This is a genomic window from Bacillus sp. SM2101 (assembly GCF_018588585.1).
GTDB classification, from domain to species: Bacteria; Bacillota; Bacilli; order Bacillales; family SM2101; genus Nanhaiella; species Nanhaiella sioensis.
In genome coordinates, this window is the sequence record NZ_JAEUFG010000030.1 from 28,839 (window position 1) to 44,426 (window position 15,588).

The following is a 15,588-nucleotide window of genomic DNA, read 5'->3' on the forward strand; positions in this document are numbered from 1 at the left end:
AAGTCAAGTAATAATAACAATGAAAAGAGCGTTGAAAAATAAGACCTTTATATATGGGGTGGAGTACTCATCACATTTTACGCTTACTAATACTCGTTCACTTTTCATGGCTAATTTGAATTCGATTGTGTTTCATGTTAATGTATTCATTAACTTTTTTAGCTTGGCTATTTTCGTACTGATAGTAGTAAACACGAATCTTTTCTACTATAAACGTCTGACAAAAGGGTATAATATATCGTTGTTATTTTGTTAACAACAATGAACCATACAAAAAGAGCTTTTAGCATATCGCAAAGAAAGGTGATTTATACATCATGAAGAATGAACAATGGAATTCAAAGCTAGGTTTTATTTTAGCAGCTGCAGGCTCAGCAATCGGGCTAGGAGCTGTTTGGAAGTTTCCATATATGGCCGGCACAAATGGGGGCGGGATTTTCTTTCTCCTATTTTTACTTTTTACACTTCTTATCGGCATGCCTATGTTGTTGGCTGAGTTTGTCATTGGCAAAGCAACAGGTAAAAATGCCATCTCCGCTTTTAGACAATTAGCCCCTCGATCCCTATGGTACGGAATTGGTTATTTAGGTGTCATTGCAAGTTTTATATTATTATCTTTTTATAGTGTTGTGGGTGGCTGGATCATTTTATATTTGATTAGAAGTGCATCGGGGAAACTGAGCAACCTTCCAACTGAATCTTATGGACAACTATTTGATTCAATCATTGCAAGTCCACTAGAAGCAACGATTGCACAATTTTCATTTATTCTCTTAACTATACTTGTTGTGCAAGGTGGGATACAAAAAGGAATCGAACGAGCTAGCCGTGTTATGATGCCGGCTCTATTTCTTCTTTTTATCATCTTAGTTATCCGTTCATTAACACTTGATGGTGCGATAGAGGGGGTAAAATTCTTCTTACAGCCAAATGTAGGTGAAGTTACAAAAGAGACCGTTTTTCTAGCACTAGGGCAATCACTTTTTTCATTAAGCCTTGGAATTTCCATCATGGTTACATATAGTTCATACTTACCTAAAGAAGAAAATATTGTTAAATCAGCGTCATGGATTGTAACATTGAATATTGTCATATCTTTATTAGCAGGACTAGCTATATTTCCAGCTGTTTTTTCTCTTGGTTTCGAGCCAGATACTGGTCCAGGACTAATATTTGTCGTTATACCTGCTGTATTTAATGAGATAGCATTTGGGGGATTATTCCTAACAACATTCTTATTACTGCTATTATTTGCAACGTTAACTTCCTCCTTTTCAATTTTAGAAATCATCGTAGCTGCGCTGATTAAAGAACAACAAGAAAAAAGAAAAGTCGCTACTTGGATTGGTGGGATCATTATTTTCATTGTAGGTATCCCGTCAGCATTATCATTTGGAATGTTGAAAGATATCAAAGTATTTAATAAAACAATATTTGATTTAGCAGATTACTTTGTTAGCAACATATCTCTACCTGTGGGATCATTACTTATTTCGTTATTTGTCGGTTACCAAGTATCTCGTCCAATACTAGAAAAAAGTTTTAATGTTTCATCACAGATTGGGAGCTATTTATTTCGATTTTGGTATGTTAGCGTTCGCTTTCTCATCCCGTTAGGCATATTCCTAGTTCTATTTTTAGGAGCTTAATACTTAACGAGCAAAAGACACTGGGATTTATCCCAGTGTCTTAAATATAATTCTTTATTTAAGCTAATAAAACGATGCTAATCGCACATAAACACATCTTGCCAATATAATTAAGTCTTTAAGTTTACGAACAGCCTTATTTTTTCAGGACAAGCTCCTCTTTTTCTTTTATCATTTCTTCCATACGCTTTCGATCTCGTTCTAAAATAGGCTTTAAATATCTCCCAGTATAAGAAGCGTCTTGCTTAACTACCTGTTCAGGTGTCCCTGTTGCAATAATTTTCCCACCTTTATCTCCACCTTCAGGGCCAAGATCAATTAAATAATCAGCTGCTTTAATAATATCTAGGTTATGTTCAATAACTAAAACTGTATCTCCATTTTCTACAAGTCTTTGAAGTACCTTTAATAACCTTGAAATATCATCTACATGTAAACCAGTCGTTGGCTCATCTAAAATATAAAGAGACCTTCCCGTTGAGCGTCGGTGTAGTTCCGATGCTAATTTTACCCGCTGAGCCTCACCGCCTGATAACGTCGTAGCAGGCTGTCCAAGCGTGATATAACCTAAACCAACATCGTAGATCGTTTGAAGCTTTCGCCTTATTTTAGGAATATTTTCAAAGAAAGAGAGTGAATCCTCTACAGTCATTTCTAATATCTCTGATATATTCTTATCCTTATACCTTACTTCTAACGTTTCACGATTATAACGTTTCCCGTGACATACCTCACAAGGAACATAAACATCAGGTAAAAAATGCATTTCAATTTTTATAATTCCGTCACCACGGCACGCTTCACAGCGACCACCTTTAACATTAAAGCTAAAACGCCCTTTTTTATATCCTCTAACCTTTGCTTCATTTGTTGCGGCAAATACATCCCTAATGTCGTCAAACACACCAGTATATGTAGCTGGGTTTGAACGTGGAGTTCGTCCGATTGGGGATTGATCAATGTCAATAACCTTGTCCAAATGGTCAATTCCTTTAATTTCTTTATGCTCACCAGGTCTTGATTTTGCCTTGTGAAGCTTTTGGGCTAATGATTTATGTAAAACCTCGTTAATCAGTGTACTTTTCCCTGATCCAGACACACCTGTAACAGATATAAATGTACCTAAAGGAATTTTGACTTTCGCATTTTTTAAGTTATTTTCCTTTGCACCAACGATTTCAATATAACGGCCATCCGGCTTACGACGTTCTGTTGGTAGAGGAATAAACTTGATTCCCGACAAGTATTGACCAGTTAATGATTTTGGATCATTCATAACTTCTTCAGGCGTACCTGCAGAAACAACCTGACCACCGTGGATTCCTGCGCCTGGGCCAATATCAATTAAATGGTCAGCTGCTAGCATAGTATCCTCGTCGTGTTCCACGACGATTAATGTATTACCGATATCCCTCATGTTTTTTAACGTCTGAATAAGGCGGTCGTTATCACGTTGATGCAATCCAATCGAAGGTTCATCTAGAATATATAAAACACCCGTTAACCTTGAACCAATCTGTGTCGCTAAACGAATTCTTTGGGCTTCTCCCCCAGAAAGTGTTCCAGCTGACCGGTGTAAAGTTAAATAATCTAGTCCAACGTTGTTTAAAAAGCCTAAGCGCTCACTAATCTCTCTTAAAATCATATTAGCTATTGTCATTTCTTTGTCAGTCAATTTAAGGTTTTCAAAGAAATCCAACGCTTCTGTAATGGAAAAAGAAGTAATTTCACCAATATGCTTCTGATCAATTAAAACAGCTAAACTCTCTTTCTTTAAGCGATAGCTTTTACATGTTGGGCAAGACTGCTGTGCCATATACTTTTCCATTTGCTCACGAATATAATCCGAGCTCGTTTCACGATATCTCCGCTCAATATTAGGTATGACCCCTTCAAAAATAATATGATTTTCGCGCACTTGCCCAAAGTCATTCTCATAACGGAAATAGATCTCGTCATTCCCACTACCATACAATACTTTCTCAAACAAATGCTTTGGTATGTCCTTTACTGGGACATTCATATCTATTCCGTAATGATCACAAACAGCCTTTAATAATTGAGGGTAGTATTGAGAGCTTTGTGGTTCCCAAGGAGCAATAGCATGTTCTAGTAATGATAGATCCCAATTAGGAATGACTAAGCTAAGATCTACTTCAAGCTTGGTACCTAGTCCATCACAACTTGGACACGCTCCAAATGGACTGTTGAATGAGAACATTCTCGGCTCCAATTCCCCTATTGAAAATCCACAATGCGGGCATGCGTGAAGCTCACTAAATAACAGCTCCTCTTCGCCTATTACGTCAATGATTACTTTACCTTCACCTAACTTCAAAGCCGTTTCTAGTGAATCTGATAGCCTTGAAGCAATGCCATCCTTGATGACAATCCGATCGATGACGACTTCAATTGAGTGCTTTTTGTTTTTTTCTAATGTTATATCTTCTGTAAGCTCGGTCATTTCCCCATCAACACGAACACGAACATAGCCTTGCTTTTTAATTTCCTCAAAAGTTTTTGCATGTGTCCCTTTACGCCCAGAAACGATTGGAGCAAGAACTTGCATTTTCGTTCTCTCAGAGTATTGCAAAATGCGATCAACCATCTGCTCTATCGTTTGAGATGTAATTTCTATATGATGATTAGGACATACCGGACGACCTACACGAGCATATAATAGCCTTAAATAATCATATATTTCAGTAACTGTACCGACTGTTGATCGAGGGTTACGACTTGTTGTTTTTTGGTCTATCGATATGGCCGGAGAAAGCCCATCGATTGCATCGACATCAGGTTTGTCCATTTGCCCTAAGAATTGGCGTGCATATGCTGATAATGATTCAACATAGCGCCGTTGGCCTTCCGCATAAATCGTATCAAATGCTAACGAAGATTTACCTGAACCAGAAAGACCAGTTAAGACAACAAGCTGGTCTCTAGGTATTGTGACGTCGATGTCTTTTAGATTATGAGCTCTAGCTCCTTTGACAATGATTTTATCCTTTACCATGCTCTTATTTTCATCCTTCCGCTTTTAACTCGATCAAGATGTCACGCAGTTCAGCTGCACGTTCGAAGTGGAGTGCTTTTGCAGCATCTTTCATTTCTTTTTCCATATCTGCAATTAGCTTTTCTCGTTCTTTTTTGGTCATTGTTACTTTTGGCTTGTCTGTTTCGTAAGTTTCTTGCTTTTCCGCTGCATAAGTTGCCTGTATGACATCTCGGACTTCTTTTCTTATTGTTTTTGGCGTAATGCCATGCTTTTTATTATGAGCTTCTTGTATTTCACGGCGCCGCTTCGTCTCTTTAATTGCAACATCCATTGAGTTGGTCACACGATCAGCATACATAATGACTCTACCATTTTCATTACGTGCAGCCCTTCCCATTGTCTGGATTAACGACCTTTCCGATCTTAAGAACCCTTCTTTATCCGCGTCTAAAATAGTAACTAAAGAAACTTCCGGTATATCTAAACCTTCCCTTAATAAATTGATACCAACGAGGACATCAAATTTGCCGAGTCGGAGATCACGTATAATCTCTATTCGTTCAAGCGTTTTAATCTCTGAGTGGAGATATGTAACTTTTATGCCTATTTCTTTGAGGTAATCTGTTAGGTCCTCTGACATTTTCTTTGTCAATGTTGTAACTAGCACGCGTTCCTTTCTCGCTATACGCACTTGAATTTCCCCGATTAGGTCATCGATTTGTCCTTCAATTGGACGTACATCAATTAATGGATCTAAAAGCCCTGTTGGACGAATGATCTGTTGAACCATTTCAGGGGAATGCTCTAACTCATAAGGACCAGGCGTTGCTGAGACATAGACTATTTGTTTCACATGCTCCTCAAACTCTTCAAAACGTAACGGACGGTTATCTAAAGCTGATGGTAACCTAAAACCATGATCTACGAGCATCTGCTTTCGGGCTTTATCACCGTTAAACATACCTCGAATTTGTGGTAATGACACATGTGATTCGTCAATAACAATTAGAAAATCATCTGGAAAATAATCGATCAGCGTATATGGTGTAGATCCCGGTTCACGGAGTGTTAAATGACGCGAATAATTTTCAATACCAGAACAAAATCCCATTTCTCTCATCATTTCCAGATCATATCTAGTACGTTGCTCTATTCTTTGAGCTTCAAGTAATTTGTCATTGTCACGAAGCTCTTTCAAACGCTCTTCAAGCTCTTGTTCAATATTTTTCATGGCAATTTGCATTTTTTCTTCTCGTGTTACGAAATGTGATGCAGGAAAAATAGCCACGTGTTCACGTTCACCGATAATTTCTCCTGTTAAAGCGTCGACTTCACGTATACGATCAATTTCATCTCCAAAAAACTCTATACGCATACAATGCTCGTCTCGTGATGCTGGAAAGATTTCAACTACGTCTCCACGTACGCGAAACGTTCCTCTCTTAAAGTCAATATCATTTCTATCATATTGAACATCGACAAGTTTTCTAAGCAATTGATCACGCTCAATTTCCATTCCAACACGTAATGATACGACGAGCTCGCTATATTCCTCTGGGGAACCTAGACCATAAATGCATGATACGCTCGCAATAATAATAACGTCTTTCCGTTCTAGCAATGAAGAAGTTGCTGAGTGACGCAGCTTATCAATTTCATCGTTTATACTGGCATCCTTTTCAATAAAAGTATCCGTTTGTGGAACATACGCTTCAGGTTGATAATAGTCATAATAACTAACAAAATATTCTACAGCATTATTAGGAAAAAACTCTTTAAACTCACTATATAGCTGTCCTGCAAGCGTTTTATTATGAGCAATAATTAAAGTAGGTTTATTAACTTCCTTAATTACATTAGAGATCGTAAACGTTTTTCCCGTACCAGTTGCCCCTAATAATGTTTGATGCTTTTTCTTTTGTTTAATACCGTCTACAATTTCAGTAATTGCCTGTGGCTGGTCACCAGACGGTTTAAAAGCTGAGACTAACTCGAACTGATCCATTTTTGATGAAAGCCTCCAATCCCGTAATAGTTGTATTAACATTGTACCATATTTTATCATTAATTAAACAAAAATACGAACTTATATTCGTTTTTTTAGCAAATCCCCATTACTTAAAAGAAAGAAAATAACAGGGCACTTTTCGAAAGAATCTTTCGTAAACCTTTTTACTATTATCACCAAATTGGCCCCATAAGAAGTGGCTTTATATGTTAGCCATCACTTTACAGAAAAAAAGATGCTACGAAACTTTAGTTGTGTACATGTATATTTCCTAAATTGATAAATAATTGTTGCCCAGTTTATTCATTACTGGGAGGATTATTGACTATTTTTACTAACAATAGACAATAAAAGAGGTTTTATTTGAATCTAACAAATCTATACTTCTTTATATGTTAGTACGAAACAACATTTTTTATTGATAAAGGGTTGAAATGAATGAAAATGAAATTAACATGAAAATGGATAGCTACGTGGTTTATACTTGTGGTAAAGCGCATATTTTTTATAGAAGAATGGTAATATGTCATGTGGCGTTTTATAGAAAACTTAGTAATTACAGGGAAATCGAATAAATAAATTGTAACTCACACCTAAGAAAAAGCTTCATTTTCTCATTAAATATACAGTATATATTGAAAAGTGATAAACAGTGGCAATTACAGCTTTTTTGAGCTACACCTTGCTTATACATAAATACTCCTTTGTTGAAGGTTGGGGATAATTATGGTCTCATCTCTACAATAGGATCTATTTTTATTTCCGCAAAAGTACTGACTTATTACTGAATTTAGTCTAAATCAATACGCGTTTTACAAAGCTATAGGGTCTGACCCTAACTGCTCCAACTCATAAACGCAGCAGGTGTCAGACCCCTTATTTTTCTAGCATAATTGTTAAGCTGATGAGTGTCACGAGGATTGTGGCGCCCATGTCTGCTAGAATGGCAATCCATAAAGTAAGCCAGCCAGGGATTGTTAATAAGAGCGCAATGACTTTTAATCCTAGTGCTAAAGTGATATTGAGTTTGATCGTTCTATTCACCTTTTTCGCAATGGATACAGCGCTTGGTAGTTTACCTAGATGGTCTTGCATTAAAACAATATCAGCCGTTTCAATCGCACTATCTGTTCCTTTTCCCATCGCTATGCCTAGATCAGCGATCGCTAGAGCAGGTGCATCATTTATACCATCACCAATCATCGCTACTTTTCCATGGTCATGTATATTTCTTATTTTATCGACTTTTTCCTCTGGAAGAAGGTTTGCATAAAAATCTGTTACGCCTACTATGCCTGCTACCTTTTCTGCTGTTTTTCCGTGATCCCCTGTAAGCATAATGGTATGTTTTATACCCTTTTTGTGAAGCTCTTTCATAACATGTTTACTTTCCTCACGTATTTCGTCAGATATACCAAAGATTCCTAATACATGCTGTTGATCAGCGACGATAACTAGTGTGAGCCCTTCGCTCTTTAGGCGATCAATATCTAACTGTATTTTTTCATCAAAGTGTATGTGAGGCATGCTTTTTTCATTACCGACAAAATAAGTTTTGTCACTAATTTTCGCAATGACACCACGTCCAGTTGCCGTTTCTATATCATCTGCCTCACCGTAAGCTATTTCTTTTTCTGCTACCTTTTTCATGATCGCCTTTGCTAATGGATGTGAAGATTTACTTTCAACAGCTCCCGCAATGTTTAACAAATTGTTATCATACTCGATAATTGTTTCTACGTGAGGTTGTCCTTTTGTTAACGTACCTGTTTTATCAAATGCGATGGATTCAATTTTCCCCAACTGCTCTAGGAAAACACCACCTTTTACGAGAATACCGTTCCGTGCATTGCGTGTAATCCCAGATACTATCGCAATTGGTGAAGATAATATTAAAGCACAAGGGCAGCCTACGATTAATACAGCTAAACCTTGATAAAGCCATGGTCCCCAAGCATCCCCGAATAACAATGGGGGTACAAGCATAACAAGTAAAGAAATGATCATGATAATTGGTGTATAGTACTTAGCAAATTTGTTAATAAACTGCTCAGTTGGTGTCTTCGTTTCCTGTGCTTCTTGCACAAGGTGTAAGATTTGGGCCAAGGATGAATCCTCATATGCTTTTAAAATCTTCACCTTAAGGACACCTTCATTATTAATGCTGCCACCAAACACATTGGTGCTTGCTTCTTTTTCTACTGGTAATGATTCACCAGTAATCGCTGCTTCATTTACCGAGCTTTTCCCATCAATTACTACACCATCAGAAGGTATTTTTGCCCCAGACTTCACTAGAACGATATCACCTTCTGTTAAATTTGAAATAGGAACGACTTGTTCAACACCATTCTTAATTAATATTGCATCTTTTGGCGCAACTTGTAGTAATTTCTCCATTGATTTTCTGGCCTTTTCCATACCGAGACCTTCAAGGTATTCATTTAAACCGAACAAGATGGCAACAATTGTCGCTTCCTTCCATTCACCGATTGAAATTGCTCCAATTAAAGCGATCGTCATTAACGTATCAATATTGAATTTAAAACGAGCCAAATTTTTAGCACCTTTTAAAAATGTTTGATATCCGCTGATGACAATTGCCACAAGATATAACGAAACAGCTAGTAGAGTTGGTATTGATGATTCAAATAAAATAGTTAACAAAAATAATGTCGTAGAAATCCCTAAGTATACCTTTATTTTATTTGTGTTATGGGAATGGGCATGTGAATGATCATGATCTTGAGTCGTTATAAGGGCTGCACCATCACTAGCAAGAATTTTTTTAACTTTGTTGAGGTCGATGCTTTCATCAACCTTTAGCTTAGACGAGTTGTATAATAAGGCAGCTGATTCACCATGATCTAGCCCTTTAATCTGCTTTTCCATATCAGCTGCACAATTCGCGCAGCTCAAACCTTCAATTTTGTACTCTTTCATTGTCTAGCTCCTTTTTACTATTCTAATGATGTAGAGCATGGTTTATAGTTTGTTCAAGAATATCCATTACATGTTCATCGTCTTGAGAATAGAATAAAGTTGTGCCTGCCCTTCTGTATTTCACTAATCGTAAATTTTTTAAAAAGCGTAGCTGATGAGATACAGTTGATTGCAGTAAGCCTAATTTATCAGCAATTTCATTTACTGAGCATTCTTGAGCCGATAACAAATGGAGAATTCGAATTCTTGTAGGATCAGATAATGCTTTGAACGTTTGAGAAACGATAAATAACGTTTCTTCATCTAATTCCTCATAAGCTGTTTTTATATCAATGTGATTTTTTTTGTCAGTCATTCAATATCACACCTTTTCTATAATATTTATATGTACATATGTTCATATTGACAATAATTTGATTTAAAACTACCATAGCTTTCTTATAATCGTCAATAAAATTCTTGCAATTAATCATATAAAGTTGGCAATTGGGCACTTACTACATATGATGTAACTAAAAGTTGATCGAGGGAAACATATTAAGTTTCACCCCTACATTTAGGCCAGGGGGGAATATTCATGAGGACATCCAATAAAACAAATGAATGATACCATTTTACTTCTGGAGATGCAGTGAAAATTGAGAGGTTACATATCTCTGGAGCAATGAGAAGAAGATTACTAGACTTGGGCTTCGTTCCTGGAGCGATCGTAAAAGTCCTACACAGCGTAGCCCTTTCGTGATCCAATTGCATTTGCGGTCAGTGACACTAAGAAAAGAAAAAAGCTCTAAAATTTATGCTACAAAAATAGAAGAGGAATCACATTGAGTACATTTACGATTGCGCTCGCAGGGAACCCCAATACCGGAGAAAGCACGTTATTTAATACTCTTACTTGCTTACGTCAACAAACTGGTAACTGGCCAGGAAAAACGGTATTGCGAGCTGAAGGAGATTTTGAATATCAAGAAAACCAATTTAAAGTGATAGATTTACCAGGAACATACTCATTATACTCAAATTCATCCGACGAAGAAGTAGCAAGGAATTATATATTATTTGAAAAGCCAGATGTTACAGTCGTTGTTATAGACGCAACTGCGCTAAAAAGAAATTTAAATTTAGCGCTACAAATTATGGAGATGACAGACCGAGTAATTGTCTGTGTCAATTTAATTGATGAAGCTAAGAGAAAAGGAATTCATATTAATGAAGAAAAACTAGCTAAAACTCTTGGCGTTCCTGTAGTAAAAATCTCTGCCAGAAACAAAACAGGAATTAATACTCTGTTAGATCAAATAAATAAAATGTGCCTTGGACAAATAGAAACTAAACCATACCAAATTTAATATAACGATGAATTGGAGGAGGAGATTAATAACCTCATTCCAAAAATTCAAAATGTGCTTGGCACTCACTTACCTTTGAGATGGATTGCACTGCGTATTTTAGATGGAGATACGAGCTTAATAGAAGAACTTAAGCTTCATTTATCAGGAAAAAAGGAGGTTCAACACCTTGCAGAGTCAAATTCAGTTCAACCAGGATGCCATTGATCAATTATTTGCTCAAGGATCAGTAAGCTCTTCTGACGATAGAACGAGAGATCAAATTGTTTCTAAAATTTATGAAACATCAAATGCCATTACATCAGATGTTTTGACGTTCGATCAGCAAGATAGATTTCAAAGATCTGAAAAGATAGATAAAATTCTCACTTCTCCTATTTGGGGCTTCCCGATTATGCTAGCAATTTTAGGGCTCATATTTTATCTAACAATCGCAGGCGCGAACGTCCCATCTTCTATGCTAGCCACATTTTTTGGCACCATCGAAGGTTACATTACGGCTGCATTTAATGCGGTAAATGCACCAGATTGGTTACATGGGGTCTTAGTATTAGGACTATATAGAGGGACATCTTGGGTCATAAGCGTCATGCTACCACCAATGGCGATTTTCTTCCCTGTCTTTGCTTTACTAGAAAACTATGGGTATTTGCCTCGTGTAGCATTTAATATGGATCGGTTATTCAAGCGTGCAGGCGCACATGGAAAACAGTCGTTAACGATGGCGATGGGCTTTGGATGTAACGCCGCGGCAATCATGTCGACTAGAATTATAGAATCTCCACGGGAGAGAATGCTAGCCATTCTTACAAATAACTTTGTACCTTGTAATGGACGCTGGCCAACAATTATTTTAATGGCTTCATTGTTTATGGCTGCAAGCTACACTGGAGGTACTGCCACACTTGTTACAGCAGCAACTGTTATGGGCATCGTCTTATTTGGTATCGTTGTAACATTATCAGTATCGTGGGTGTTATCTAAAACGGCTTTAAAAGGTGTTCCAACTCACTACACGTTAGAGCTGCCACCTTATCGTAAGCCACAATTTTGGAATACGATTGTAAGAGCTACGCTTGATAAATCTGTATTTGTGTTGAAACGAGCAATTATTATCGCTGCACCAGCAGGTGTACTCACATGGGTCTTTGCAAACATTTACATTGGGGATACGAGCATCTTAATGTATGTAGTCAATTTCTTAGATCCATTTGCACAGCTGCTCGGTCTTGACGGCTTTATCTTAATGGCATTTATTTTAGGGTTACCAGCAAATGAAATTGTCTTGCCAATTTTATTAATGGGATATTTATCTACAGGTGCTATGCTAGAGGTAGAAGATTTAAATTCTTTAAAGAATATCTTCATCGATAACGGATGGACTTGGTTAACAGCCCTTAATGTCATGCTGTTCTCATTGCTCCATTATCCTTGTGGAACAACATTAGTAAATATATATAAAGAAACTAAAAGTGCAAAATGGACATTTTTATCATTTCTCATTCCTACACTGATTGCTGTGGGTGTAACATTTATTATCGCACAAGTCGTAAGAGGTCTAGGCCTAGTATAACAGGTCTAACCCCCATCACTTTTAAAGTGTAAAAGTGATGGGGTTCTTTTTAACCTTTGTTATCAAATTAGTACTAAAAAAGTGATTTATTATGTTAGTCATCGTTGTACAATAGAAAAGATGCAACGAACGCTAGGTTTAGACATGCTTATATGTAAGAATAAAAGCAACAATTAATGCGAAAAAGACCATGCTCACTTTTTTATCATTGAGACTTAGATACAACTGTATATATCATACATAAATTGAGTTTTCATACTACCAAAATAAAATTAAAGGATTTGACCTCCCACTCATTTAACGCTACAGCAGCGGGGGTCAGACTCCTTTGATAAATGCTTTTAGTAAGAATAGTTCATCTTCATTTGGTTTTCTGTTGTAGTGGTTTACGAATTTTTGGATTGCCTGTTGTTCTGTGTCGTTACTTTCCACTAAATCCCCTATCGCTTTTACTACATTTAGATAATAGTCGGCCAATTGCTGTTTCGTTTCAGGATTTATATGTGATGAGACATAGTAATCGACATCATAGCTTAATATTTTGTCTATTAGGGGATATATATTTTCTTTTGAATATTTAAATGATCGTTCATAAATATCAACCCATAAGCAGTCCGAGATAACAAGCACTCTCTCTTCAGGTACATGGATCACGATAGAATCGGGTGCATGGTCTCCACCTACATGTTCCAATATACAAGTCACTCCACCTAGGTCAATAGTTAATTCACCTGAAAACGTCATATCTGGAAGCTGTATTGTTAATTGTTTTCTTTCATCCTCTGTCATCGCTCTTAATAGGTAATCCTGACAAAATTCACTTTCTATCCCTGCTTGAACACGCTCTATAATTGATTTGTCGTCCCATTCAAATCGGCTCATTTCCTCAATCTTTTCTTTCGTCATTTCGTGTGAGATTGTAGGGAGATTCATTGTCTCAATTCCAAAAACATGATCCCAATGCCAATGTGTAATAGCTAAATAGCTTGGATTTGGAACATTTAGTTGCCGGACTTCCTCTAAAAATTTTTCCGCATGTTTTGGTGAATTTCCAGCATCTATGACAAGGCTTTTTTCTTTACCTACGACAAGTAATAAAATCGGCTGATCTGTTTCTTGATTAAAATCCATATAATATATATTTTTTGTAAGAGTATGTAACATCATTAATTCCTCCTATAATAATGACTCATGGTTTATATACTAACAGAAAGCAACTTAAAAAATAACTTATCAAAAATTGCATACTGAACTGAATATTAACTTAGATTTATATAGTTTGTATGCTTTAAAAAATGTCCTAAGTGAATGGATCACATAAATTGTATTAGATTTAATAAATTATTCCTTATTTTGATAATAACTAATCATATTTAACCGTTTAGGTAAACTATAAATGACCATTTCAAAACACCTTTGGTATTTATAATACAATCAGAGTAGTTATCTGAAGCGCCTGATAAAAGGATAAACAGAGTAACTTGCTGTCACTAGTTTTTTTGCATAGAAGGCTACTACTAGTAAAGGATTTTGTTTACATTTACATACAATCCTAAATCGTTAAAAAATAGAGTCGCCTAAGCGACTCTATCTAGAGATAAATATTACTATAAATTTTACTTTTATAAAATTCAGGTTTAGTAAGTGATACTAAAATACATAATATATTCGTATACGATGTAATCTACTCTGTTATCGTATTCAAATTTATAGTAATCCTGTCCTTCACCATTAGCTCTATTCTCAAACCACGTTACGAAATCATTTATTTGATTAATAGATAAATCGTAACTAAATATAGCGCCATCTTCCATAGTAATAACAAGGTTTGCTATTGTCGCCTCTGGGTCAGCAACAATAACTTCTGAATACTCACTCTCTCCATGCTCATTCACTGCCGTTACTACATAATAGTACGTTGTGTTGTTTGCTATGTCTATATCAATGTAGCTTGTTTCATTGACATTTTGAGCAACTGAGATGTATGGGCCATCGACCGTTGTGGAGCGGTAAACGTTATATGTCGTTGCATTCGTTACTTCTCCCCACGATACGGTAACTTGTCCTTCCTCATTTACGATCGTTATATCTGTTGGTGCTGATGGAACTAGCACTCCAGGTGTTCCAGATATCTCTTCAGAGTACCCACTTTCTCCTTGCTCATTCACTGCCGTTACTACGTAGTAGTACGTTGTGTTGTTCGTGATGTCTACATCGATATAGTTTGTTGCAGTCACGTTTTGAGCAACTGAGATGTATGGACCATCGACCGTTGTGGAGCGGTAAACGTTATATGTCGTTGCGTTCGTCACTTCTCCCCACGATACAGTAACTTCCCCGTCTCCATTCAATATACTGATACCTACTGGTGCTGATGGGATTAGCACCCCAGGTGTTCCAGATACCTCTTCAGAATATCCACTCTCTCCATGCTCATTCACTGCCGTTACTACGTAGTAGTACGTCGTGTTGTTCGTGATGTCTACATCAATATAGTTTGTTTCAGTCACGTTTTGAGCAATTGAGATGTATGGACCATCGACCGTTGTGGAGCGGTAAACGTTATATGTCGTTGCGTTCGTCACTTCTCCCCATGATACAGTAACTTCCCCGTCTCCATTCAATATACTAATACCTACTGGTGCTGATGGAACTAGCACTCCAGGTGTTCCAGATATCTCTTCTGAATATCCACTTTCTCCATGCTCATTTACTGCCGTTACTACGTAGTAGTACGTTGTGTTGTTCGTGATGTCTACATCAATATAGTTTGTTTCATTGACGTTTTGAGCAACTGAGATGTACGGACCATTGATCGTTGTGGAGCGGTAAACGTTATATGTCGTTGCGTTCGTTACTTCTCCCCACGATACAGTAACTTGTCCTTCCTCATTTACGATTGTTATATCTGTTGGTGCTGATGGAACCTGAACTTCTGGAGTTTCAGATATCTCTTCTGAATATCCACTTTCTCCATGCTCATTCACTGCCGTTACTACGTAGTAGTACGTCGTGTTGTTCGTGATGTCTACATCAATATAGTTTGTTGCAGTCACATTTTGGGCAAC

General features: G+C 36.9%; 9 protein-coding genes and 1 pseudogene. 4 read left to right on the top strand and 6 right to left on the bottom strand.

Annotated features, from left to right (window positions below):
- The first annotated feature begins 317 nt into the window (after positions 1-317).
- Positions 318-1,649, top strand: coding sequence for a sodium-dependent transporter (locus JM172_RS20430; protein ID WP_214484228.1), 1,332 nt, complete (start codon positions 318-320; stop codon positions 1,647-1,649).
- 136 nt (positions 1,650-1,785) lie between these two features.
- On the opposite strand, the gene uvrA is transcribed toward JM172_RS20430, so the two are convergent.
- The 4 genes from uvrA to JM172_RS20450 all read right to left on the bottom strand — a co-directional run bounded on the left by uvrA (position 1,786) and on the right by JM172_RS20450 (position 9,953).
- A complete protein-coding gene (gene uvrA, locus JM172_RS20435; RefSeq protein WP_214484229.1) occupies positions 1,786-4,665 on the bottom strand; it encodes an excinuclease ABC subunit UvrA in 2,880 nt (959 codons plus the stop codon).
- Between the two features lie 10 nt (positions 4,666-4,675).
- A complete protein-coding gene (uvrB, locus tag JM172_RS20440) occupies positions 4,676-6,652 on the bottom strand; it encodes an excinuclease ABC subunit UvrB (RefSeq protein ID WP_214484230.1) in 1,977 nt (658 codons plus the stop codon).
- Positions 6,653-7,531: 879 nt separating this feature from the next.
- Positions 7,532-9,598: a heavy metal translocating P-type ATPase gene (locus JM172_RS20445; RefSeq protein WP_214484231.1), complete on the bottom strand. Its 2,067-nt coding sequence runs from the start codon at positions 9,596-9,598 to the stop codon at positions 7,532-7,534.
- Between the two features lie 22 nt (positions 9,599-9,620).
- Entirely contained in the window at positions 9,621-9,953 is a 333-nt protein-coding gene (locus tag JM172_RS20450; protein WP_214484232.1) for an ArsR/SmtB family transcription factor, read from the bottom strand.
- Positions 9,954-10,262: 309 nt separating this feature from the next.
- Here JM172_RS20450 and JM172_RS25695 point away from each other — a divergent pair, with 309 nt between their 5' ends.
- From JM172_RS25695 to JM172_RS20465, 3 genes and pseudogenes are all read left to right on the top strand, one after another.
- Positions 10,263-10,340 carry a FeoA domain-containing protein gene (locus tag JM172_RS25695; RefSeq protein WP_483297269.1) on the top strand — a complete coding sequence of 26 codons (78 nt, stop codon included), beginning with the start codon at positions 10,263-10,265 and terminating at the stop codon, positions 10,338-10,340.
- A gap of 82 nt (positions 10,341-10,422) precedes the next feature.
- A pseudogene (locus JM172_RS20460) lies at positions 10,423-11,154 on the top strand (FeoB small GTPase domain-containing protein).
- Positions 11,150-12,520 (top strand): nucleoside recognition domain-containing protein, encoded by a 1,371-nt coding sequence (locus JM172_RS20465; protein WP_352223919.1) that lies wholly within the window; start codon positions 11,150-11,152, stop codon positions 12,518-12,520. The pseudogene JM172_RS20460 and the gene JM172_RS20465 overlap by 5 nt, the downstream one beginning before the upstream one ends.
- Positions 12,521-12,838: 318 nt before the next feature.
- Here the strand turns inward: JM172_RS20465 and JM172_RS20470 are convergent, their stop codons facing one another.
- Together JM172_RS20470 and JM172_RS20475 are read right to left on the bottom strand one after the other, a co-directional pair.
- Positions 12,839-13,684, bottom strand: a complete 846-nt coding sequence (locus JM172_RS20470; RefSeq protein ID WP_214484234.1) for an MBL fold metallo-hydrolase — start codon at positions 13,682-13,684, stop codon at positions 12,839-12,841.
- A 473-nt stretch (positions 13,685-14,157) separates the two neighbouring features.
- On the bottom strand, positions 14,158-15,588 hold a 1,431-nt coding region (locus JM172_RS20475), incomplete at its 5' end, for a fibronectin type III domain-containing protein (protein WP_483297267.1).